The organism is Mesorhizobium sp. M0808, assembly GCF_040320025.1.
Taxonomy (GTDB): domain Bacteria; phylum Pseudomonadota; class Alphaproteobacteria; order Rhizobiales; family Rhizobiaceae; genus Mesorhizobium.
Genome location: NZ_JAMYOX010000031.1, coordinates 1 through 22,811, shown reverse-complemented (window position 1 = coordinate 22,811; position 22,811 = coordinate 1). Strand labels below are relative to the sequence as shown.

At 61.0% G+C, this 22,811-nt stretch carries 15 protein-coding genes; 13 read left to right on the top strand and 2 right to left on the bottom strand.

From position 1 onward, the window contains the following. Positions 1 to 144: 144 nt before the first annotated feature. Positions 145 to 2,118 carry an N-acetylmuramoyl-L-alanine amidase gene (locus NKI25_RS26665; RefSeq protein WP_352999884.1) on the bottom strand — a complete coding sequence of 658 codons (1,974 nt, stop codon included), beginning with the start codon at positions 2,116 to 2,118 and terminating at the stop codon, positions 145 to 147. Between the two features lie 10 nt (positions 2,119 to 2,128). On the opposite strand from NKI25_RS26665, the gene NKI25_RS26660 reads away from it, so the two are divergent. The 13 genes from NKI25_RS26660 to NKI25_RS26600 all read left to right on the top strand — a co-directional run bounded on the left by NKI25_RS26660 (position 2,129) and on the right by NKI25_RS26600 (position 21,146). Continuing rightward, the gene (locus tag NKI25_RS26660; RefSeq protein WP_352999889.1) at positions 2,129 to 2,497 is read left to right on the top strand and encodes a hypothetical protein; all 369 of its coding nucleotides are present in this window, start codon (positions 2,129 to 2,131) and stop codon (positions 2,495 to 2,497) included. Between the two features lie 85 nt (positions 2,498 to 2,582). Further along, a complete protein-coding gene (locus tag NKI25_RS26655; protein ID WP_352827752.1) occupies positions 2,583 to 4,211 on the top strand; it encodes an AfsR/SARP family transcriptional regulator in 1,629 nt (542 codons plus the stop codon). Positions 4,212 to 4,511: 300 nt separating this feature from the next. Further along, on the top strand, positions 4,512 to 5,699 hold the full coding sequence (locus NKI25_RS26650) for a DegT/DnrJ/EryC1/StrS family aminotransferase (protein WP_352827749.1): 1,188 nt from the start codon (positions 4,512 to 4,514) through the stop codon (positions 5,697 to 5,699). Positions 5,700 to 5,721: 22 nt separating this feature from the next. After that, positions 5,722 to 7,077, top strand: coding sequence for a hypothetical protein (locus tag NKI25_RS26645; protein ID WP_352999858.1), 1,356 nt, complete (start codon positions 5,722 to 5,724; stop codon positions 7,075 to 7,077). A gap of 56 nt (positions 7,078 to 7,133) precedes the next feature. Further along, the gene (locus tag NKI25_RS26640) at positions 7,134 to 8,366 is read left to right on the top strand and encodes a hypothetical protein (RefSeq protein ID WP_352827745.1); all 1,233 of its coding nucleotides are present in this window, start codon (positions 7,134 to 7,136) and stop codon (positions 8,364 to 8,366) included. Between the two features lie 97 nt (positions 8,367 to 8,463). After that, the gene (locus NKI25_RS26635) at positions 8,464 to 9,777 is read left to right on the top strand and encodes an alpha/beta hydrolase (RefSeq protein WP_352827742.1); all 1,314 of its coding nucleotides are present in this window, start codon (positions 8,464 to 8,466) and stop codon (positions 9,775 to 9,777) included. Between the two features lie 12 nt (positions 9,778 to 9,789). After that, on the top strand, positions 9,790 to 11,535 hold the full coding sequence (locus NKI25_RS26630) for a gluzincin family metallopeptidase (protein WP_352999855.1): 1,746 nt from the start codon (positions 9,790 to 9,792) through the stop codon (positions 11,533 to 11,535). A 1-nt stretch (position 11,536) separates the two neighbouring features. Continuing rightward, positions 11,537 to 12,736 carry a ComEC/Rec2 family competence protein gene (locus tag NKI25_RS26625; RefSeq protein WP_352999853.1) on the top strand — a complete coding sequence of 400 codons (1,200 nt, stop codon included), beginning with the start codon at positions 11,537 to 11,539 and terminating at the stop codon, positions 12,734 to 12,736. A gap of 73 nt (positions 12,737 to 12,809) precedes the next feature. Next, complete coding sequence (locus NKI25_RS26620) at positions 12,810 to 16,001, top strand: hypothetical protein (protein ID WP_352999851.1); 3,192 nt, start codon at positions 12,810 to 12,812, stop codon at positions 15,999 to 16,001. Next, the gene (locus NKI25_RS26615; RefSeq protein WP_352999849.1) at positions 15,998 to 17,896 is read left to right on the top strand and encodes a hypothetical protein; all 1,899 of its coding nucleotides are present in this window, start codon (positions 15,998 to 16,000) and stop codon (positions 17,894 to 17,896) included. The genes NKI25_RS26620 and NKI25_RS26615 overlap by 4 nt, the downstream gene beginning before the upstream one ends. Positions 17,897 to 17,898: 2 nt before the next feature. Next, a complete protein-coding gene (locus NKI25_RS26610) occupies positions 17,899 to 18,885 on the top strand; it encodes an AAA family ATPase (protein WP_352999847.1) in 987 nt (328 codons plus the stop codon). Continuing rightward, on the top strand, positions 18,878 to 19,999 hold the full coding sequence (locus NKI25_RS26605) for a hypothetical protein (protein WP_352827729.1): 1,122 nt from the start codon (positions 18,878 to 18,880) through the stop codon (positions 19,997 to 19,999). Before NKI25_RS26610 ends, NKI25_RS26605 begins: the two co-directional genes overlap by 8 nt. A gap of 28 nt (positions 20,000 to 20,027) precedes the next feature. Further along, entirely contained in the window at positions 20,028 to 21,146 is a 1,119-nt protein-coding gene (locus tag NKI25_RS26600; RefSeq protein ID WP_352827726.1) for an MBL fold metallo-hydrolase, read from the top strand. Between the two features lie 727 nt (positions 21,147 to 21,873). Here NKI25_RS26600 and NKI25_RS26595 read toward each other — a convergent pair. Then, the gene (locus NKI25_RS26595; protein ID WP_352827724.1) at positions 21,874 to 22,344 is read right to left on the bottom strand and encodes a phospholipase D-like domain-containing protein; all 471 of its coding nucleotides are present in this window, start codon (positions 22,342 to 22,344) and stop codon (positions 21,874 to 21,876) included. Positions 22,345 to 22,811: the final 467 nt, after the last annotated feature.

Below are 22,811 nucleotides of genomic sequence, written 5' to 3'. Positions count from 1 at the left end.
GCCGAGCACGATATAAGTGTATTATAAATTCGCTTTTGGTCCCTGACCCGAAGACCAATAAGCCACCCGCATGGGATGCTTAAGAGAACTCCTCCCCAAACGAGCATACGTTCTTTCCTCGCGAGCAGCAGCATTGATGAAGAACTAGACGATTCCGATCTCAATCAGATGCGCGCAGGCGTCGCCGTACCATTTTGCCGCCCGGTCGAGATGGTCGCCATAAGTACGCAGACCCCACGGGCTATGCGCACTGCTGTAGAGTCCGCCGGCGTTGAACGCGGCCGCGACGAAGATCGGATCGAAGCCGCTCTTGTTTTGCCGGATCCGGATTTCCGCGGCGCCAAGATCAAGATTGGTCGCAAAATCATACAACGGATGATTAGCCGGCTTAGGGTCTGGTTTGGCCGAATACACCGGTGCGACCGCGAAGGGATCGTAGTCGAGGTCGAACACCGTGCCTTTCGAGCGGATGACCCAGCGCGCCGTCGTGCCGAGCGATTGCACGGGGCCTGCCGAATAGTCCCCGAGCGTCGGCGGATTGACGTCGTCGTTCTCGACATGCGCCTCCCAGCGGAATGTTTTCGGGCCTGTGAATTTGTCGGCTTTATAGATGTGCGTCTCGGTCGCCACCGTCATCAGGAGCAGCGCCGGCGGTATGCCGTGTTTGGCGCTCGCGGCGAGCAACTCGGAACCCATGTACTCCATGATCTTGCGCATAGTATCGAGGCCATGCTCCCAACGCTGGCGCTCGACAGTGCCGTTCTCGCGGGTGGCAAAGCCGCGCTCGTCGTACCGCCATTCCCTTGTTCCGTTGCCGAACGAATGCCAATTCTTCTCATCCATCGGCGGTACGGCCGCCGGTACAAAAGCAATCGAGGGCGCGCTGACGGTCTGCATGCGGTCCGATTTTGCAACACTGAGGGGAGCCACGGCCTGATCGGCATCGAGCCGCACGGCGGACGCAGCGAGGTCGAGAAGTAGCTGGCTTGGATTGCGCAACCGGCTCGGGCGGGGGTTGGCCTTCGGCCAGGAATAGTTTTTGGTCGTGCCGCTCGAATAGGTCTCAAAATGCAGCATGTTCAATCGGCCGACAGTGCCGATCCGCTGCCCGGCGTTCACCCGGTCGCCGATGCTCAGGCCGAGCGATGAGAGCGAGTTGGGCGAGACTTCGCCGTAGTTGACCACATATCCATCATGCTGCACCAGGAGCGCGTTGGTGTTTTCATAAAAGGGGTAGAAATTGGCGATTCTGCCGTCTTCCACGGCCACGACCGCGTCCCCTTCGGAAGAATAAAGATCGATCGCGCAGTGATAGCGGGCGCCGCCGCTTCGGTCGGCAAGGAAGCGGCGGGAGGCATTGGCACCCGAAGCGCCGCCGCCGACCAGACGCGTGTTGACTTCCAAGGCGCGCGGATGGCGTGTCACAACAGGCCAATAGGATGTGCTTGCGGTGGACGTGGCGAACGCAATCGGGTCCCCGGTCGGGATCGGCAGGGCTTGCTCGGCGGCGGCTGTGCCGGCGTCGGCGTGCGCTGCAAAGTGATAATCGATGGACGCGAGCGCGTCGTCTGTTGCCTCTGGAGCTTGCTTGCTCGCGACTCCCGCCTTTGCCGCCGCGATAAAGTTGACGTCGCTCGGCGCGCGTCCGCGCGATCCCCTGCTGTAGAAGGCGACGCGGTCGAGGAACGTCCGCCAGCCATTTGGCCGCCCCCGCAGCACGCTGGGACAGTTTTTGCCTGTCCAGTCATGATGCTGGCGCAGACCCTCGGGAACGGTGATGCCGAGCTGCATACCCAGAAACACACAAAGCCGCGCCGCCCGGTCATATGCGGCGGCTTCATTCATGTCGCGATGCATGCAGATCTCGACGCCAATGCTGGATGCATTGGCGGCAGCGTGGGCGTGCCATCCCATCTCGTTGACCGGGAGATGCTGGTAGATCTCGTTGTCGTCCACCGTGAAATGCCACGATACCCTCCGGGCGACTGCGTCGCTGCCGCGAATGTATCGATTGTGCGCTGCGGCATCGGCGCCCGGACCGGGGTTGTCGGTGTTGTGAATGGTAATAGTGGTCGGCCGTATCCGTGTTCCAGGCCGCGTCGGGAAACCCGGTGGCAAGAGGTCGACGATGATGCCCAGCGGATTGGCGGATGCCGCACCGGTTTCCCCGCGCGAGCCGGCATTCGATCTGACCTTTGTTTTCGGTACCAGGTTATCCAAGGCATCCTCCTTCGACGGGCAACTCAATCGTTCGAACGACCTCACCAAACCGGTTTGCAAAATTGGTGCGGACAAGATGCTCGCAATCCTAGACCAGGAGAAAAATCGTGGGCGTGAAAACACCGTGAAATACTTCGATGTGAGTTTAAGGGGCGGGAATGTAGCCGCTATTGCGCGTCTGTCAGCGCCGGCTACGAAGCAACTCGTGCCGAAGGGACTTCGCTCTCTTCAGCCACATGATTTTGCTTTCCCCGCGAGGATCAGCAAGGGCGCATGAACATTTGCGTCTTCTAATGGATAGCGGAACGCCGAAAATTGCAGTAAGTAAATAATAGAGAACAGAATACTTCTGCGGGGCGGACATGCTAAAGCTAAATGCTCTCGGCAGGCTAACCCTCACCGATGAGGAGGGGCGTGATTTCGCGCCACAGGGCAGCAAGGCGCGCGGGGCGATTGCGCTTCTGGCCGTCGCGCCCGGCCACACGCGCACGCGGGCATGGCTGCAGCAGCGCTTGTGGAGCGACCGGGCAGCGGAACAGGCGTCAGGCAGTTTGCGAGCGGCCCTCAGTGAGATACGCCGCGCGTTGGGATCGCACGGTCAACTGCTGGTGGCCTCGCGGCATGCTGTGACTTTAGACCCCGCGAGCTTCAAGGTCGTGTACGAAGCGTCCGTCGACATGAGGCGGGGAGGCACGGTCGAGGCCTTTGAAGACGTTGACGTGCACGACCATGAGTTCGAACATGTTATCCGCGACGTGCGCAGCCAAGTCCTCGAGAGATGGATGCAGCAGCGTAGGGCAGCGCCGCGCCGAAGACGCATCGTGCTGGTGCGTAGCGATGCACGAGGAGCGCCAGCGGCCGATGTCGGCGCACGACTGTTGCAGAATCGGATTCTGAGTGCATTGCGGCAGATGAACGATTTGGAGATCATGAGTGCGGACGGGGCCGGCGGTGCGGATGATCTCGATGCGCCCGGAGGCCAGCCGCAGGCAATGCTCTTGATCCGAGTGCTTTCCGTTGCGGTAGGTAATGATGTTTTCCTGTCCTGCGAAATCCATAATGACCGACGGCTGTGGTCCGACAATGCATGCGTACCTAGCGCCATCGGCGCGATGCACGAGTCGGTCGATTTGGACAGGCTTGCACTCAACACTGTCGAACACGTTTCCGATGCTTTCGCCGAAGCGGCATCGATTGATGGAGCGGATGCTTGCGCATCCGTCCTGGCGCACCAAGCCCGGAACCTGTTTTTTCGCCTTGACAAGAAAAGCCTCGTTGCCGCTGACAGCCTGTTCAAGCGTGCGTTCGAGATTGAGCCGCGCGGCCGGTACCTGGTGTGGCGCGGCTTCTTGCGCAATGCCGCATTCTTTCAACATCGAACGATGTCATTCCTGGACAACGCTGTGTCGGTCACTGAGCTCGCTGTGGAGGCGCTCCGCCACTCGCCCGACGATGCCGTCGTTCAGACGATCAGTTCGCAGATCGAGTATGTTCATCAAGGCAATCTGCGGACGCCGCTCGTGATGGCGCAGCGCGGCGTCGAGCGCAATCCCACCGACCCGTTGGGATGGGCGCTGCTCTCCAACGCCCTGAGCACAAACGGCAAGTTAGAAGAAGGATACCAAACAGCCCGGCGCGCGCTGGAACTTACCAAACACAGTCCGTTTCAGTTCTATTTCGAGCATTTCGCTTGCATGGCCGCAACCGCTCTGGCTGACTACGATCAGGCGCTGTTGCACGCTAGAACGGCCCTTCGCTTCCGCCCAGACTTTGTCTCAACACGGCGTTATGAGGTGGCCTTGCACCTTCGCCGCGATGAGGCGCTGCAGCTTCGCCAAGCTGTTAAGGCCCTGCGGCAGCAGGAGCCAGGCTTCAGCCCAATTGCCCTACTTGATCCGACCTATCCGGTGAACACGCTGAGGCGTCTGCCGATCATGGAGACTGTACAAAGGAGAGTTGCGGGCCGGATCAACGATCTGCTGGAGCCGTGAACGGCGGTCGACGACCGCGCGGGAAACACGAGGAGAACTGCAGTCCGAAAAGCGCGACGCGCCAGAGTATAGCGCTCGCCGAGATCCGTTGTGCCCCGTCGTGTCAAGCACGGCACACATATTCAATTCTTGTCGCGGCCAATTTAAGATTGTGGGTGCTAGAGCAATTCCCCTGCTTCCCGTGAAATCACCGTGAATTCGTCAACGCGGTCGGGTGGATCAGTGCCGTCCCACTATCTTTATCTTTGTGGGGCCGATTTACTTAAGGGAGTTTCAAACGCGTTCAATCAGGAGAGTCCCTTGGCAGCGCCAAAACGTCCCGATCGCTTCGGCCCTGAAGAACTCGCCGCGCTGAGTGCTGCGCTCGACAAGAACAGGCTGTGGTACTGGCCTGAGGATCAGTCGGTCGTTACAAGCGCGATGGCGGCTTATGCCAAGAAGTTCGGCGCTCACCGCGCCGTCGCCACGTCATCAGGGACGGCCAGTCTCCATGTGGCTGTGGCGGCCTCGCAGATGCCCACCGGGTCGGAAGTGATCACAACCCCGATCACTGACATCGGTACAATCAATGCAATCCTCTACCAGAATCTTATCCCCGTGTTCGCGGACGTCGACCCCGACACCGCCATGCCCCGTCCAGAGCACATCGACGCGGTCATAACCGAGCGGACAAAAGGGGTGGTTGCTGTGCACTTGGCGGGCCGCCCCACCGAGATCGACGCCATCGCCTCGCTTTGCGCCAAGAAGGGGATCGTGCTCATCGAAGACTGCGCTCAGGCGTTGGGAGCTATCTACCAAGGAAAATCGGTTGGCCGGTTCGGGCGTTTCGGGTGTTTCAGCCTTAACGATCAAAAGCACATTACCAGCGGCGAAGGCGGTCTTGTCCTGACAGGCTCGGACGATGACTTCTATCTCTGCCACAACTACGCCGACAAGTACTATGACCGGCACGGTCGCAACGTGCGGCTGCACGCGCTCGCACCAAATTACCGTATGAGTGAACTGGACGGCGCAATGGCAGCCGCCCAGTTGCCGAAGCTCGATGGCATTGTTCAAAAGCGGCGCGAACTGGGCGACCGGCTGAACGAGGAGTTAGCGAGAATCTCAGGCATCATCCCGCAGGGAAAGCCGGCGGACGGCGAATGCAGCTACTTCTTCTTTCTTCTGCGGATCGACCCCACAGTCATCAAGTGCACGAGGGATGAGTTCCTTACGCAGCTTGGCGATCTGGGATTGGAATTTTCACGCGCCTACGTGCCAAGGCCGATCTACCGCAGTCCATACTTCTTGAACAAATCCTTCTTTCCCGGAGCGTGGCCCGCTGAGGTCGTATCGGGACGGGTTTATGACTACACTAAGATTTCTCTACCCGGCGCCGAAGAAGCGGTGGCGACGGGGATCTCGATCCCGCTGAACGAAGGGTTCGAAAATAGCGACATCGAGGCGTATATCGCAGCGATTAAGTTAGTCGCCGAACGCAATCGCTGAGAATCTTTTCGGGGAGATGGCCATGGCGAAGCGTGCACTTCTGTTTTCTCTGGTGAGCGTATTTTTCGCGGCTTTCTTGTCGGCCAGCCCTGCTCAGGTTGCGGACGAGCCACCCTGCGCCGTGCACGAAGGAACGCCATTCAATGAGGCCGCGCACATCAAATTCGCATGTTCAAGCACGAGACCCCTGACGGAACGCGCAAGTCACCGCGAGTTCGCTCTCAAACTGGGGGCGCTGGCAGCGATCGCTACCCCGAAATTGTCCTGGAAGCAGATCGATCCCATGCAAGAACCGGCCCGCTATGCGAAAGCGCTGCTGGAGTACGGCATCAAAGACAATCAGGGGGTCGACTGGCGCATTGAAGACAACAAGGCAAGCACATGGTGCCACGCGCCCTGGTTTCAGGATCTGCGTGAACGGCTGCGCGGCATGACATTGGAGCGCGGATCGCGCCCGTTCGAACTTCATGCCAGGCAACAGGCATTCAGTCAGAACTGGGCGATCGGCTTTTATAACGACGTTGCTTGCCGAAGGCTTGCCCTGGTGTGGAAGGACCCCGCCTCACCCAAGACGAAGGACTTCGCCTTTCCCGATGGCAGCTACGCGATCAAGCTGCTCTTCACGGCTGCCGCCCCTTCGGAGGTGCCATATCTCGCTGGGTCACTGGAATGGGATGCCGCGATCGGCGAAAAGGGCGAGGTCACCAGGATGCGCCTGCTGCAGGTCGATGTGGCGGTCAAGGACAATCGACTCAACGGTGTGTCGGGGTGGTTCTTCGGTACCTTCATGTATGATGCCGGAACGCCCGGCAATACACCTTATGAAAGACTGACGCCCGTCGGCGTGACGTGGGGCAATGACCCCACGCTGACAGCGTTTCAGTATGAGCAGCGTGGCAAGGCGGTGCGTGAATCCTGGGTCAACCCTGCTGTTGCAGAGAAGTTCTTCGCTTTGCCTCGGCACACCCTTGGCCTCTTTGGCCGGTTGAACGGGCCGGTGGACAATCCGAAATCATCATGCATCGCTTGCCACGGACAAGCGCTCGACTGGGGACGCGCCATCACGAGGGGAAGCCTGGCTGAGGTGTCGGCCGGCCTGCTTATGCCGGGGCCGCCGCAGGATCCTTACGACGATGGCGTTGTGGGACGCTACTTCCTCAATCTCGGTACGGCATCGTTTGTCAACGGCACTCAGCCGCTTGATTACTCATTGCAAGTAGCCCTGGGCATAAAGAATTTTCGGGCTTGGGTGTTTGCCAACTACCCACAGATGGCGGACCAAGCCACCGATGTGCCGAAGTTTGGTTTTCCGACTGATCCGTTTGATGCCGTACCGCTGGCTCCGACAGAACCATCCATGGAACTTTTCAAGCGGTAGGTCGGATCGCGCCTGCACGCGCGCAGGAAACTCTGTTCGGGGAAGGGGATGGAAGCATGCACGACTTCTTCCGACCGCGCGATGCGGTCTTCGATATTCCCAGCCGCGCATACGCCCTGCTTATCGACGGGGCCGGTAGCGAGTTTGTGCTTTTCGACGCTGTCAACGCGGATTACTTCGACCGGACCTATGCGGTGTCCGGCCCACTCCCTCAACCGGGCAGTTGGCGAAACCATGTCGACGGCGCGCCGATTTACGCGATCGAAATCAATGCGTCGGATGCCGGGGGCGAGTGGCTTGCAAAGTATCCGCACGATGCCCTGCCTGAGTGGTCGCAGATCGAGTTGGTTCCAGACGACAAGGGCGAGGCCGCCGTCTACAATAGTATCGCTGGCCCGCCGCGTCGAGCCAGGATTTCGGTGCGGCCCGCGTCGAACAAGCTCGCGCGCATGTTGGCGCTGGCGACTGACCTTGCGCCGGACGTCAGGCCGGAGGATGAGATCGAGCTGGCGCTGCCCGCATCGCCGATCGAACACATCTTCGCCCTCGATGTGGGCCAAGGATCAGCCAATGCGCTGGTGGCAGCCGCCGGTAAGGTTGTGGCATACGTCGATCTCGGCGCGGGCGTTCTTGCCGATGTCGGAACCTGGCCACCGTCCATGCGCGGGATCTGCCTCCTGCATGATCCTCCGGTCATCCTGACCCACTGGCACTACGATCATTTCCATGCGGCAAACATCTATCCGGCTGCGCAGGGGATGACTTGGATCGCGGCACTGCAGACGCTTGGCCCAGGCCCGCAGTCGGCGATGGCAAGCGCCATTGGGACCACGGGCAAGCTGATGGTCTGGAGCGGCGGCGGAATTCTCTCGGCCGGCAAGGTGGATCTGGAGCGTTGCGTCGGGCCAGCGACCAACCAGAACAGGTCCGGCATGGCGGTGTGGGTCCGGGGAGAGCCGGTATCGACCCGATTCTGCTGCCCGGAGACGCAGGTTATAGTGACATTCCAACGCTTCGCCCAGCCAAGGCAATTGCCGGCCCCGTCGCCGCTCACCACGGCGGCCATGCACCGGGTGCGGCTCCGCCGAAGCCGGGCGCGGGCACCCCGCGCGTCGCGCTCTCCTACGGCCATAACAACAGCTACACGCATCCGCTGGCAGTCTCGATCCAGAGTCTCACAAACTCAAACTGGAAAGTTGGCACCCCCTCGGCCTGTATCGATGAGAGGCGCACCGAGGTTCGCAACAAGATCGTGGGCGGGACCAAAGGTCTCGGCCACATTCGCTTGAACTGGACCGGCAACAGCGGTCCGCACCACACTTGCAGCTGCGGCTGCACGCTCGACCCGACACAGTAGACGACCCAATCCAAAGAAGAGAGCAGGCCATGAAGTGCGTGGTATTTGTGCCGGGGATCATGGGCTCGATCCTGTCGCTGCCGGACGGCGAGGAAGTCTGGCCTCCGACACCGCTCGAGGTCACCTTCGGCTACAAGCGTAAACAGAAACTGCTGCTGGAAGACCTCGTCGTTGGCGATGTGGTGCGCGCGGTGTCCTGCTTCGACGTCTACAAGCCGCTCATCAACACGTTCGCCACGATCGGCTTCAAGGAGAGCGGGCCGGGCGACCGCCTCCATGTCTTCCCCTATGACTGGCGGCGAGATCTTGAAGTCCTTGCCGATCGGTTGGCAGACCGGCTCGACACGCTGCCCGCCGGCACAACGTCGATCACCATCGTTGCCCACAGCATGGGCGGGTTGATCAGCCGATTGATGCTCGAGGCCGGCAAGTTCGATGCAAGACCCTGGTTCGGGAAGATCAATGCGTTCATGACGCTGGCAACGCCGCATCTCGGCGCACCGCTCGCACTGGCGCGGATACTCGGCCTCGACAGCGCCATGGGCGTCAGCGCGGCCGACTTTCGCGAAATCACGGCGGACAGGCGCTATCCGTCCGGCTACCAGCTTCTTCCCGCACCAGGTGAAGCGGCCTGCTGGGACATCAAGGCAGGCGGCACGCTGGGCGACCTTGATATCTATGACCCGGCTGTCGCCACCAGCCTTGGAATGAATCCGGCATTGGTCGCCCGTGCCGCCTGGGTTCACGAGACGCTCAGGAATGGGAAGGAACCCCAGCATATCCGGTATTTCTACTTCGCCGGAACCGGCCACAAGACCGCAACCCGCATAAACGTCGGCACGAGCTCCAGACAGGTGACCCGTTCAGAAGACGCAGGCGACGGCACGGTACCGTTGTGGAGTGCGCTTCCGGTTTCGGCGCAAAAGCAGCTCGTCGTCGGCGAGCATGCCGGCTTCTTCACGGAAACCACCTTCAAGGCCGTGTTCTTCCGCCTCTTCGGCAAGAACTTTCCGACTCCGCCCGTTGGCGTGAAGGGAACAGAGACCGCAACACTTTCCGTACAGTCCCTGACCATCCGCAAGACAGATGAGATTGAACTAGTCATCGCACCGTCGGCACCGGTCGACACCGTCAAGGGAAAGGTAGTGCTGGAAAGCACGGACGGACCCGACCAATCTTTCACGGCCGCCGGCGAGGCCCTGAAGGTAAGCTACTCCGGTCCACCGATCCCTTCGCTGAAGCTGCGCCTGCCGCCCCTCGGCAAGCCAGGCTTCTACCGGGCGCGCTTCGCCGGCAAGCCTTCCGGCGAGAAACCAGTGCAGTTCGTGGTGACCGACAAATAGGAGAGGACGCCTGTGGCGAAGAAGAAGACGGTTCCCGACACCAACGTCGTCAAGCTAAAATATATGGACGCCGAGCCAGGCCCTGCGCCCAAGGGTACGAAAACCCGGATGCAGGGCTGGGAGTATGCGGCGACAGAGCCTCTGCTCGACGGGCCGGTGTCACGGCGCGTGGCGGTGATCGACCTCGATCCCGACACTGGCGCGGTGATGCCAGGTGCGCGTTTCGTGCCGCCGAAGGGCCGGACGCAAGGAAACTACAAGGTCGACGACGAACTGGACTTCGAGGCCGCCGACTTCATGCAGGTCAGTGTGTTCACGGCGGTCATGAAGATGATGTCTATCTTCGAGGGGCAGGATGTACTCGGCCGCAAGCTCAGCTGGGCCTTCGACGGCGAGCAGTTGCTCGTCGTGCCACGCGCCGGCAAGATGCCAAATGCCTTCTACCATCGCGATTCACGCAGCCTGCAGTTCTTCTTCGTCGACGACCCCGACCCCAAGAAGCCCGGCAAGTTCGTCTACACCTGCCTGTCGCCGGACGTCGTCGGGCACGAAACGACGCACGCGATCCTCGATGGCATCGCGCCCGATCTTTACAATGCGACGTCTCCGCAATCGCTCGCAATGCACGAGGCGATTGCCGACCTCGGAGCGGTGATGCTCGCGGTGCGCACGGATCGCCTGCTGCGTCAGGTGATGATCGACACTGGCGGCGACCTCCGGAAAGCCGAAGCCTTCAACGAGATCGCCCGGCAGTTCGGTGAGGCCCTCTACGGCGAAGGGCGCCCGCTGCGTGACCTCAACAACAAAGCGTCGATGCTTAAGCCTGGCGATCTCGATCTAAATGAGCCGCACGACCTCAGCACCGTGCTCACCGGCGCGCTCTATGCCCTGCTTGTCGCCGAATACGAGGAAATCAGGCAGGAGGATTTTCAGGAGAAGCTTGCCAAAGACAAGCAGAAGCGAAAGCAGGCGGGCCTGTCGGCACCGACGAAGGAGGAGAAGGACAAGATCCGCTTTTCCGTGTCAGGTTTCGCGCTGTTCAAGGCGACTGAGAAGTTCAAACGCATCGCCTTCCGAGCGTTGGACTATCTGCCGCCGGGCGAGATCTCCTTCGCCGACTACGGCCGCGCCATGGTCGTTGCCGACACCTATTCGAACCCGCAAGACTCCGAACCGCGTGACTTTATCAAAGCGGAATTTTTGCGACGGGGGATGGTCGATGACGCCGGAACGCTCGATCCTGTCGATGCAGGCTTCGACATAGCCGCCGACCTCGACCTTGAGCAATTGGTACGCAGCGACTGGGCAGCCTACCAGTTCGCAGAAAAATGGCGCCAGAAGCTTTTGATCCCCGCCAACATGCCGTTCGAAGTGCGGCCGCGGCTCGACGTCAGCCGCAAGACCTGGCGCAAGAACGGAGAGCCGGCCGTGATGCGGGCACTCCTGTTCAAGGTTGCATGGCAGTCCACCCAGACGTTCCAGATTGGCGACTTCTTTAACGAGGTGGCCGTCACACGCGGCACGGCGCTGGCGGTCGACTGGGAGACGCGCAAGGTGCATGCGCTGCTGTCGACCAGCCCCGATCATCCCTCGCAGCGTGACGCGTCGACCTTGCGCAACGATGCCATGAGGAAGGCATTCCTTGCCACCAACATCGCCGAGGGGGTCCTCGAGTTCGGCTCGCCAAATGTCCAGATCCAGAATGGTACATTGCGCATTCGCGCGATGGGCCAGATGCTGCACATGATGGGGCACTGAGATGGCAAGAAAACTCAGGATCAGGATCTACAATGTCTTGTTTGGCGATGCCATCCTGCTGACCATTCCCGAGATCGACGATGCCGGTCAGGAGGTCATGCTCAACGTGCTAGTCGATGTCGGCAATGCGCTTGCAGGGACGGCGGGTCGCGACGAGGTCTTCAAGCCCGTGCTTGAAAACATCAGGGACGAACTCGGCGGCAAGCCAATCGATCTCTACATCATGACTCATGAGCACATGGACCATGTGCAAGGGCTTCTCCATGGCGCCAGGAAGCTCGGTATCGAGTTCAAGGCGAGACACCTGTGGATGACCGCCTCGTCGGAAGGCGCGTCCTACTACAACCGCTTCCCAAAGGCGAAGCGGAAGCAACTCGCTGCACTCGCCGCCTACGACAGCGTCGCTGCGTTTCTCGCAAAGAGCGCCGTACCAGTGCCGCTCGGGATCCAGGCCCTCCTCGACATCAACAACCCGCGATCCACCAAGGACTGCGTCAAGCATATCAGCGAACTCGGGCTTGACGGCGTGAAGGCGCTCTACGTGCATCGAACGACCGACGTCTCGGGCCATCACCCATTCCGCCGCACGAAGGTCCGGCTACTCGCGCCGGAGGAGGACACGTCGATCTACTACGGCGCGCTGCCGCCCCGCACGCTGGGTGCCCTGTTCGACGGCGCTGCACCCCTGTCGCTCGACGCCAAAGCCATCACGCCCCCGGCGGGCGTCTCTGCAGGGGACTTCTTCGATCTGATCGAGTTTCGTTCCAGCGGCATGGCCGCCAATCTGCGCACGATCGACAAGGCCGCCAACAATTCGAGCATAGCCATCGAGCTCGAATGGAACGGCTGGCGGCTGCTCTTCCCCGGCGACGCGGAAGAGAAGAGCTGGGAGATGATGGATCGGGAAAACGAATTGAAGCCGGTGCATTTCCTGAAGGTCAGCCATCACGGCAGCAAGAACGGCTCGCCGCTGCATCAACTCGACAAGGTGCTGCCCGAGCAGGCGCCGGACGGCCGCCCCCGCTTCGCCGTCGTGTCAACACGCGAGGGCGCCTACTCCGGTGTACCCGACACCGACACGCTGACCCTGGTGGCGCGACGAGCAAAGCTTGAGGATACGCGCGCGCTGAATGAAGGTGGCTGGTTCGATGTAACGTTTCCCGATGACGGCGGCGTGCCGGAATCACACCCAGGCCCATAACGCGATTTTGGTTAGGAGGTGCAAATGCTCCGATTGTTACCAGCCGGCCCTGCGAGCGGAAGGGGCTAACAGTATGCACGCAGCGGCCGCCAATAGCCTCGTTCAAGCGCTGACCTGGCGGCTACGCGACATGCGCATCCGGGCCGGCATCTTCGAGATCGAGCAGGCAGCAGCCGTGCTTTCCACTCAGGAAGCATGGACGAAGGAGGAGCTGCGGCTGGCGCTGCTTCCCATCTTCTGCAAGCGTCAAGAACAGCGCGAACTGGTTTCGACGCTGATCGATGAGTTGCTGGCGCCGCCTTCCCCTCCATCCGGGCAGGCGGCCAGGGAAAACGTCGATCCGATCGAGCCCAAAATAAAGGATCCCAGGCCCGATGAGCCGCCGCAGGCGGAACCGGGCTTCAGGCAAAAGCTCCAGGCCCGGATCGTCCGTTTCCTAGAAATCGCTCGCAATCCGAAATGGATGTCGCGGGTGCTTTGGCTGCTTGTTGCTGTCTTCCTGCTCACAGCGTTTATCATTCTTTTTCCGGACGCTCTCTCGAATCTGGGAGACAGGCTGGCGCTGGTCGTTATGTCTTTGTCCGGCGTCTTCACAGACCCGGTCGGAGGCGAACTCATCGCCGAGCACGAGGACCCGCAGGGCCTGGCTTTCGCGCTTCTGGTTCGCCACGGCACGGTTGCGGCACTGGTCGCATCCAGTGTCGTCGCCGTCCTGCTCATTTTCGGGCTGAGGAAAAAGGCCGACATCAAAAGCGAACTTCCCAAGGACAAGCCGCAAATCCCTCAGCCTCTAGCCAAGGGTGACAATTCGGTATTTCGGGTCGGCTCGCTTGGAGGGCCTCCGCCACGCTTCCTCACGCCGCAGCTCGCATCCGAAATCGTCGAGCTTTTGAACTACCGTTTGACCGAGAGCGACAGGCCGGAGCTGGATCTGCGCGCCACCGTCGACCGCCGGGTGCGCGGTGCCATAGACAGCCTCGTTTTCGAGAAGCGCAAGGAGTTGCCGACCGTCGTCATACTCACCGATAGGGCCTGCGACGCCAGCTACTGGAACACGATTGCTGCGGAATTCCAGATCGCGCTTGAGCGGCGCGGCGTTGTTGTAGAGACCTTTGTCTATTCCGGTTCGTTGTCCGGGATCAACCGGTCGGACCCGTATCGAACTGGCACTGTCGCCTCGGCGCTGGAGACCATCGCCGAGGGCAGTGGCTGGATGCTCACCGCCGTCTTCGGCGATCTGAGGCGCTTGTCACGCCGGGATGCCTCGCTGCTGGCCGACCTACGCGAGCAGGGGCCGGTGCTGACCTTCGACTACTACGACCCGCGGTTATGGGACAGTCGCCACGAAGTGCTGGAAAGTCTCGGCATCGGGCCGCATCCTGCGACTGGACACGCTTTGCGGCGGGCTCTTGCCTCCGCCTTTGCGCCGGATCGCGCAGCGATCCGTAAGGCTGGAGCTCCAAAGGTCGCAGTTGCCGTCTTCGAGACTCTTTCCGAGCCTCACGCGCAATGGGCTTCGGCCTGCGCTATGGTGGAGCCGGTTTCCTTCGCGCTCGCTGAGAAACTGCGAGGGGCGCATCCTCAGCTTGGTGGCGACGGGGAAGGACTTGCCTTTTCCCTGCTCGTGCGCCTGCCCGGAAGCTGGATCGGCCCGGAAGGCCTGCGTTTTTCGGCCGAAATGCGCCGCCGGCTGCTATCGCGGTCCTCGGTCACATCACGCGATCAGCAGTTCGCCTTCCTGAGCGTGCTGGACGGGGCTTTCGGAGAGGAGCCGACATCGATCACCGCCGCCGAACTGTGGCGCTACACGCGGGCTCAGGCCGAACTTTTCACACCGCGCCAGGTACGCGCACTGCAGGATCTCGCTGACATCAAAGCGGGCGGGCTGATCGACGAGCGCAAGTTCGTGGATTTTGTCCAGCGGCTGCGCCAGCCCGGCCAATCCGCCGAACAAGGAACGATGCTCCTGCCGCAACACTCTACCCGGGTTCCCGCATTGACCGGCCGTCCGCACACCGAGCCCGGGCCGGAAGAGGAGACCGCGGAGGAACCGGAGACTGCATCCGCAACCTGGTCGCTCGGCCTTTCCGAGGTTCGCGTCCGGCTGAGCGCTGATGCCACCCCGCTTGTCGCCTTCCTGCCCGGGGGCAGAAATGTCCTCGTGATGGAACCGGACGCTACGAACGCGCAGGCCATCTTCAGCCGTATCGACGCCGTGCTTGGCACCCGTGAACCGGTCAGCCTTCGCGAACCGCTGTCCAGAGCCGACACCGTGCCTCACGATTTCTCGGAGATGATGGTTTTCCCAAACATCCAGGCCGGGGTTCTGGCAACCCGGTCCGGACGCCTTTTCTCGTTCCAGCAAGCCGGAGAGGCCGGCAAGACTACTGCGGAACCGCTGGCCAACCTGTCCTTGGTGGAGGTGCCGCTAGGGACGACAGAGATCGGCGGCTCGCCCCTGGTCGCGCTGAGCACAGTGGGAAACCGCATCGCCTGCTGTGGCCGGCGCGCGGATACCCTTATCGTGACCAATCTGAACGAAGGAAACAGGCCTCAGCACTTCAGCTTGCCCGGCGCCATCACCGCACTCGCCTTCTCGCAGGCTGGCGCCGTGCTGTGCGGTCTGGAAAACGGCAACATTTTCCGCGTGGCCGACCTGGCGTCGCCTTCTGGACTCGGACCGTCCTCTACCAGCGAGTCGCTCTCCGGCCCAGGTTCGCCCGAAAGCATAGGGTCCTTCGGTCTTGAAATCACCGCCCTGGCAGAAATCGTCCCGGAAGACTCCAATCGAACCGCCACCGTCGTCGCGCTCTCCGATGGGAGGATCATATTCGGCGAAGGGCTATCCCTCGGCAATGCCGAACTGGCGTTGCCGTGGCGGCCGCGATGGCTCACCCCCTTCCCGGACCGCAAGGCCGCGCTGGTCGACAACACTCCCGTCGGCTTTTCCTTGGCCGCGACGGGTTCGAAGGGCGAATTCGACATTGCCGGGTTTCCGCTCAACAACGAGGGCTACCAATACCGGGCGGAATCGCTGATCAGCGAAAGCGTCGACCCGTCGCGCGACGGCGTCGCCATCCTTGCAATAAATGCCGAACGTCGCCGCGTCGTTGTGCGCAATGGCATTTATCTCGAAGTCCGTCCCCTGCTGTATGACCTGCCTGAACCCGAGGAGGCAAAGGCCGCCACGCAGGAGCAAGAAGCGCCACCCTCGGCGCAGGGACCGGCCTTTAGCGGCGAAGAGCAGCAAACGGTGCCAGCATGAGGCGCACCGAAATTCGCATCAAGCAGGCTGGGGACAACATCCAGATCCTGCATCCGGCTACCAGGACCTGGCAGGATACGACGCTCTCGCGGGACATGAAGCTCGACAATCGGTCGATCCCCGACATCAAAGCCCTGCTCGATAACTATCTCGACAAAGACTACTTGCCCAACAACACCTGGGACATGCGCGTCACTGAGCAATCGAAGATCGGCGCGGAACTTTGGAACAGCGTGTTCGGCAAAAGCGTCGATTTCGACCCCGGCTCGTGGCTACATTTCATTCCTGAAGTCAGCGAGTCGAGCGAGGACTTCATCGACTTCATATGCAAGGTACCGTGGACCATGCTCACGCGCGGCGCGCTCGGCAAGCCGATGTTCATGGCGCTAGACCGCAGTGATCCCGTTGCCATCACCGTCGATGCCAGTGCCGTCGCACCCGATGAGCGACGTGGAAACTACAACATCCTCCAGCCGCCTACCCCGCGCCTATTGCTCGTCATGCCCGAGGTCAACCACACCGACGCAGCCAAGAACACCGGTGCGGCCTCACACCGGGAAGCGTTGCAGAAGATCCTTGAGCCACATTACGAGGCCGGCAAGGCCCCGCAGAACATCAAATGCGTGCGCAGTCTCGCTGAGTTCGAAAGCGCCATGCTGACGGAGCGATTCGATCCGCATATCATCTATTTTTACGGACACGGCACCACGCCCGGCGCCAAGGGCACCAAGTTCCAGTTCGATAACAATGGTAAGGAGGACTGGCAGGATGTCGGCGACATCGCCTTCGTCATCACCCAGGTCGTCAACGCCAACGGCAATCCGCCCTTCATCTGGTTCAATGCCTGCTTGGGCGCCGCCGCTAACCAGGACAGCGCGTTGCGCAGTTTCTCCGCAACAGCCTCCTGCGTCGTCGCCATGCGTACGGTCGTGCGCATGGACGCCAGCCGCATCCTGGCCGAACGGGCGTTGAAAGCGATTATCGTCGACCGCTTCTCGCCGCCTATCGCCGTGCGCGAGGTGCTGCGTAACTGCCCCACAGACTGGATGCGCAGCGGCCACTGGGCGTCCACGGTGGTTGCCGCCCAGTTTGCCGACTGGACCGCTCTCGGCAACGACGACGAGCGCGTGGCCGAGGACGACGACGCTGTCGGCAACTTCCCGATCCGTGTCGACCGCGTCGATGCGCTTGGCATGATCGAAAGCCGGCTAAACGCTTCCTTCGTCGCGCCTGCGGCTTCTGACGATCCGGCAGTGCTGTTCTGGAGCGGGGCGGCTGACCAGATGCCGGCGATCTTCGAAGAGCGAGTGCGCGACGTCGTTGTCGAGCGCTTTCCAGGCCACAAGCCTGTGCTGTTGAAGGTGGAACTTCAGGCGGCTGCGCGTCCGAAGGATCCTGACGAGCTGGACACTCAACTGCGCGTGGCGATCTTCAAGGGGTTGAGCAACAATGCCGACGTTCCGGTGGAAGATGCCTCATTTGGCCGCATCCGGCGGCTAATCGCCAACAAGTCGCCGGGCCGCAACGGCGTGCTGATGCTGTTGCACGGTCCGCTCGCCGCATCCGATGCCGATCTGGTGAAGGCCTATATGCGCATCTGGAAGAGCCTTTGCGACGACCTCAAAGACAGTCCCAACTCGCCGCGCGTCGCCTTGGCCTTCGGCTTCGATGCCGAACAGGGCGAGACGTTTGAGGCGTCGGAAGGGGATGAAGTCGTCCATCTTGGGGCTGTCCCGCCGGCCGAGATCAAGACGCATCTCGGCCGCTACCGCCGTTTCTATAATATCGCACCCGCCGATCTGGAGACCGAAAGCCTCAAGCTGGCACGCGATACCGAGGGAAGTTTCAGGACATTGCTTGAAAAGCTGGAAAAGAAAGCCGGTTTCAGGCGCTAGGATTGGAGGCAGACATGCAACTATTTCGCCTGATCGACCGTCTGGCAGACGGCGCAACCGCTATACTCGACGAACGCCAGAAGCGGGTGAACCGCTTCTTCGACACCAACAAGGACCGCGCCGGGAGCTACGTCGCTTCGCCCGAGTTGACAACGGCCGTGGACGTCGCGCTGACCCTTGGCCGGCCGCTGCTGCTGACCGGCGAACCGGGCTCGGGCAAGACGCTGGCCGCGTTCTGGCTCGCCCAGCAGCTCGAGTTGGACGACGGCCACTTCCACGAATACCAGGTGCGCTCTGATTCCCGGGCACGCGACATCTGCTATGATTTCGATGCGGTTTCCTGGTTCCGCCAGAGCCAGATCGCGCAGAAGGAGGTCGACAAATCAGCCTTCCTGAGCCCACGTGCGTTGGGCATCGCCTTCGGCTGGAATGGCGAGGAGGATGCGAAGCCTCATGTCGTGCTGATCGACGAAATTGACAAGGCGCCGCGTGATTTCCCCAATGATCTGCTGCTCGAACTCGACCAGATGAAGTTCACCATCGCCGAAACCGGAAGGACGATCGGTCCGCCGAGGCAGCGTCCGATCATCGTGATCACCTCGAACTCCGAGCGGCGGCTGCCAGATCCGTTCCTGCGCCGTTGCGTAACGCACCATATCGAGATCAAACCGGAAACCGTCCTGGATATCCTCAAGGCGCGCCTGGAAGCCTATCGCGGCGACGCGCCGGCCAATCCCCAGGACAATCAGCTGATCGAGGCCGGCGGCGCGTTCTGGAGTGGACTAACAGAGTTGGAGGGCAGGTTCAGCCGCAAGCCTACCGTCGCCGAATTTTGGCAATGGCTGGTCCTGGCTAGCGAATTTCCAGATGACTCCACGGTGAACCTGATCGAGACGCTGAAGAAGAAACGTGGCGCGGATATAGCGAAGTTGCCGCGCATCAACAGCCTGTTCCTACCGGCCGACCTGGGGGTTATCTCCAGTGTCTGATCCCGTCCAACCTGCACAGGCGGATAGTTGGTGGGGGCGTGTCGCGAGCCATTTCGCCCGCCGAAAATGGGCCTACATCTTCGCCGCCTTTGTCTGGGCACTGGTGTGGTACGCTGTCATGAATGTTCTGACCGTCGCACTGGAGAGAATACCCGGCCTTGGCGAGGCCGCGCCTTTTCCCGTCGATGTCATGCCCCTCATCGCCGGCGTACCGATCATCATCGTCGGCTGGCGGGCCGTGGCGCTGGGAAGCCGACTTGAAGAGGCGATCGGGAATTTCGACGACGGTGCGGCTTTCGTGTTCCCCGCCGGCCAGGCCGGCGCCATGAAGAAGTTCATGAGCGACCTGAGAAGGACGATCAGCTGGTACTCTAAGCTGATTTCGGCGGTGATTTTCCTGATTTCGCTGACGGGCGTCATTCTCCTGACCTCAATCAACGATCTGGATTCCGCCCATCTTTTCATCTCCTTCCTGCTGATCGTCGGTGTGCCGGCGATCGCTTTGCCCATCGGCACATTACTCGGTCGGCTGCTCGGCTACGGCCAGTTCGTCCGCATCATGAGCCGCAATGGCATCGCACTGGCAGGCCTTTCGACGCCGCAGGCGCGCGCGGCCTTGCGCGAATTGGAGAGCGTCCATGCCTTCGCCATCATCGCACTGTCGGTGCTCTGCTTCTGGTTCGCCGGATGGTGGATCAGCTGGGGTCTGGGCTACGGGCTCGAATACGAAAGCATGTGGCGAACCCAGTTCCTAGTTCTCTCGCTTGTCTCGATAAGCCTCTTCATCACGGCCGGCATTTGGCCCGCCTGGAGCTTCCGTCGACGCGTCGCCGAACTTAGCGGCGGAACTGCAGGCCGCCACGCCAGGGAAGAGCAGATTCGGCAGGCGAACGCCGATCTCGTACTTTGGCAGGGAGCGACCGCGCAAAAAGCACGCCAGCAGCGTGAACGCATCGTAGAGCTGAAGCGCTTCATCGCCAATTTGGAGGACCAGCGCATCGAAAGCTGGTTGCTCGACCCGAGGTTGCTGGCCTTCCTGCTGGCCATCAACCTGGCGATCCTCGTCCTGCCCTTGCTGATACCCGAAGCGCGCTCGCCGGCGGCGGCTTTCTAAATCCGAACAGCTTTCAAGGAATCTGAAAATGATCGACGCCGTTTCGATTTCCATGCTGCCGGCCAGGGACGGCGACTGCCTGTTCGTCGAGGCGGCCGGGTTCCGCCTTCTTGTCGATGGTGGGCGGCCGCAGACCGGGCTGACTGTACTGCCAGCCTTTCTCGCTTCCTTGCCTGCGCGCCCCGGCAAGCCAACCATTGACCTAATGATCCTGACACATGTCGATGCCGACCACATAGCTGGTGTGCTGACCTTTCTAGCCGACCCTCGCGGGTTGACCATCGGCGAGGTGTGGTTTAACGGCGCCGAGCATCACGCACGCGCCGCGGACTTTTTTGTTAAGCCGCCGTCGCCGGAGGATGTACCCGACGCGGATCCTGACGACCTCAAGACGCTCAGCGTGAAGCAGGCGCTACAGTTCGATGCCCGCGTCAAGGAACTCGGCATAGCGTGGAACACGAGACTGAAGGGCGAGGCCGTCATGGTCCTGCCGGATGGCGAACTGCCGCGCGTGACGCTGGCGCCCGGCCTCGATCTCGTCCTGCTTGGCCCACCCAGGCAGAAGTTGGCCGACTTCTATCCGGATTGGGAAGACTGTATCAGGGAGTTCGCCGCTGAAGAAGAACGCGAGGCCGACAAGGTCCTCTCGGCCGAACCGCGGATCGTGCCGACCGTGGAGAATCTCGGTGAGCTGGCAGGGGACGCGGAAACAGCGGATCGTACCAGGCCGAACGGCGCGAGCATCGCCTTCGTGTTGGAGGCCGGCGAAAAGAAACGCATCCTCTTCACCGCAGACGCGCATCCCACCGACGTGGCGAGCGGCGTCGAGCGCTATGGCGGTCAGGGCCGTGTGTCCTTCGATGCCGTGAAGGTCGCGCATCACGGCAGCGCCAAGAACAACATATCCGTGCTGATCGACAGGCTGCAATCGCCACGCTGGCTGATCTCGACCGACGGATCCGGCCATGGCCATCCGGATTCCTCCGCTATCGCCCGCATCGTGCTGACGCTCAGCAAGGAAAAACTGCTAATCTTCAATTACCCTTCGAAAATCAACTTGGACTGGGACAAGGCTGACCTGAAGGAAAAGTTCAAGTATTCGACCTGTTATGGCGACGGTGAGACCGCCATCACGATCAGGGTTTGACGCGGTCCAGATATCTTCGGATTCGATTGTCCCATGAATACGGTGTCCTCACTCAGAAGCGCGTTAGCTAGCTGTGAGCTGCGGTGGCTGTAGGCTTTGTAGGTCAGTTTGCGGCGTTTTTGTCCTGTCTATCCTACGGTTATCGGTTGATCCCGTGCTGTCGCCAGTCGAGGCGGCTATTGCGGTCTAAGCACTCCTTCTTATACCCATTGGCCTATCCTCGTGACCGATCAGGGCATCGAGACTCAGCTAAGCTAAGCCTAGACTCTTGGGCATCCGAAGTCACTGCGCATTGCCATCCTCTAAGTGCTCGCCGCCTATCTACGTCAGTTCAGGAAGGCTGCTTCTCGCCTGACCGTCTCCGTCTGAAACTCGTACCACTTGGCGTGGACGAAGCATTTGTCTTTGCGGGACGGTCTTACGGGCGATACCGGATGCGGCCACGCAACGGTCTGTGCAAACGGAAAAGGGCTACCGCCCGCCTTCGTGACCGCGACGCCAGTGTAGGATAATCTCAACCGATCGGCGAGGGTCCGCACCGCAAGTCCGTCGTGGTCGGGATAAGGAGACATGATAACAGCTTCGGTGCAGGCACCGTACGGAGCCAGTAGGCCCGGCAACTGATCCCGGGCACATCGACGGGATGCACGAGCCGTAGCGGGGGAGAGCCACCCTGATCGGTCCCTTGATCCGCCGCAGCTCTGGCGCGGCCGGCAAAGTCTTCAACTCATTCTGACCGTGCGATTTTGATGTCGCGAAGCGAACCGATAGCTTCCAGAAAGTCGGCGAAATCGCGGAAGGCGCTCGCCGCAGAACCCGGCGAAAGGGCCTCGAACACTTCAGCGTTCTTGCCATGTCCGCCGAAGGTCAGATTGCCGCTGCCGACCAGGAGCAGATCGCCCTCATCGCCCGCAAGGTAAATGCATTTTGCATGAAACACCCCGTTCGGCAGAGCGACGGGGATGAGCCGGTACTCCTGCCCGACGCGCATGGAACGGCGCTCTAGCAGTGACGATCGATAGCCTTCCGCGTCAGCGACTAGCCAAATGTCCGAGCAGCCTCCACGCAGCAGGGGCCGCAGAATTTCTGACTCAAAATAGCTAAGACTCAGGGTGTACGTCGTGAGGAGCGCATGCTTCCAAGGGCGCATTCGCACTATGTCGGAAATAGAAGGCTCGGCTTCGTTCTTGTCATTCATGCTTTTTGCTACGCTTGCTCACCCCGATCCGATTAGAGCTTAGTGGTTCGGATTTCAGCGTATCCAGTATCCGTGCAATCTTATGGACCAGATACTCGACCCATGCATAGGCGAACGTGTAGTCGCCGTGCGCGGCATGATAAATGCAGTAATCCCGGTTGGTACCGTCCGGCTTGGCCGTGCCTCTGCGCGGGGACCTGCAGCATCATCATCCGTGATGTCTACTTCTGGGCGGAGGCGAGTTTGCCTCTATGGCCGACATGCGGCGCAAAGCCGCCGTTCACCCCTCCTTCGAGTCAGCGCTCCGGCCGGCAAAAATCGTCGAGGCCTCCAACAAGGTGAAATGGGTATTTCACACTGACGTCGGACTGGGCTCATAATGCCCGTTATCAGGATGGCGAGGCAAAGAAGATTGTCCGTTACGCCTTTCATCCACGTTCGGGCGGGGAGATTTTCGTCACAGGCCG

Excerpts from the sequence above, each read along its gene's own strand:
- NKI25_RS26660 (WP_352999889.1), top strand. The coding sequence starts at position 2,129 with ATGATGCCCAGCGGATTGGCGGATGCCGCACCGGTTTCCCCGCGCGAG.
- NKI25_RS26655 (WP_352827752.1), top strand. The coding sequence starts at position 2,583 with ATGCTAAAGCTAAATGCTCTCGGCAGGCTAACCCTCACCGATGAGGAG.
- NKI25_RS26645 (WP_352999858.1), top strand. The coding sequence starts at position 5,722 with ATGGCGAAGCGTGCACTTCTGTTTTCTCTGGTGAGCGTATTTTTCGCG.
- NKI25_RS26640 (WP_352827745.1), top strand. The coding sequence starts at position 7,134 with ATGCACGACTTCTTCCGACCGCGCGATGCGGTCTTCGATATTCCCAGC.
- NKI25_RS26635 (WP_352827742.1), top strand. The coding sequence starts at position 8,464 with ATGAAGTGCGTGGTATTTGTGCCGGGGATCATGGGCTCGATCCTGTCG.
- NKI25_RS26625 (WP_352999853.1), top strand. The coding sequence starts at position 11,537 with ATGGCAAGAAAACTCAGGATCAGGATCTACAATGTCTTGTTTGGCGAT.
- NKI25_RS26620 (WP_352999851.1), top strand. The coding sequence starts at position 12,810 with ATGCACGCAGCGGCCGCCAATAGCCTCGTTCAAGCGCTGACCTGGCGG.
- NKI25_RS26615 (WP_352999849.1), top strand. The coding sequence starts at position 15,998 with ATGAGGCGCACCGAAATTCGCATCAAGCAGGCTGGGGACAACATCCAG.
- NKI25_RS26600 (WP_352827726.1), top strand. The coding sequence starts at position 20,028 with ATGATCGACGCCGTTTCGATTTCCATGCTGCCGGCCAGGGACGGCGAC.
- NKI25_RS26595 (WP_352827724.1), bottom strand. The coding sequence starts at position 22,344 with ATGAATGACAAGAACGAAGCCGAGCCTTCTATTTCCGACATAGTGCGA.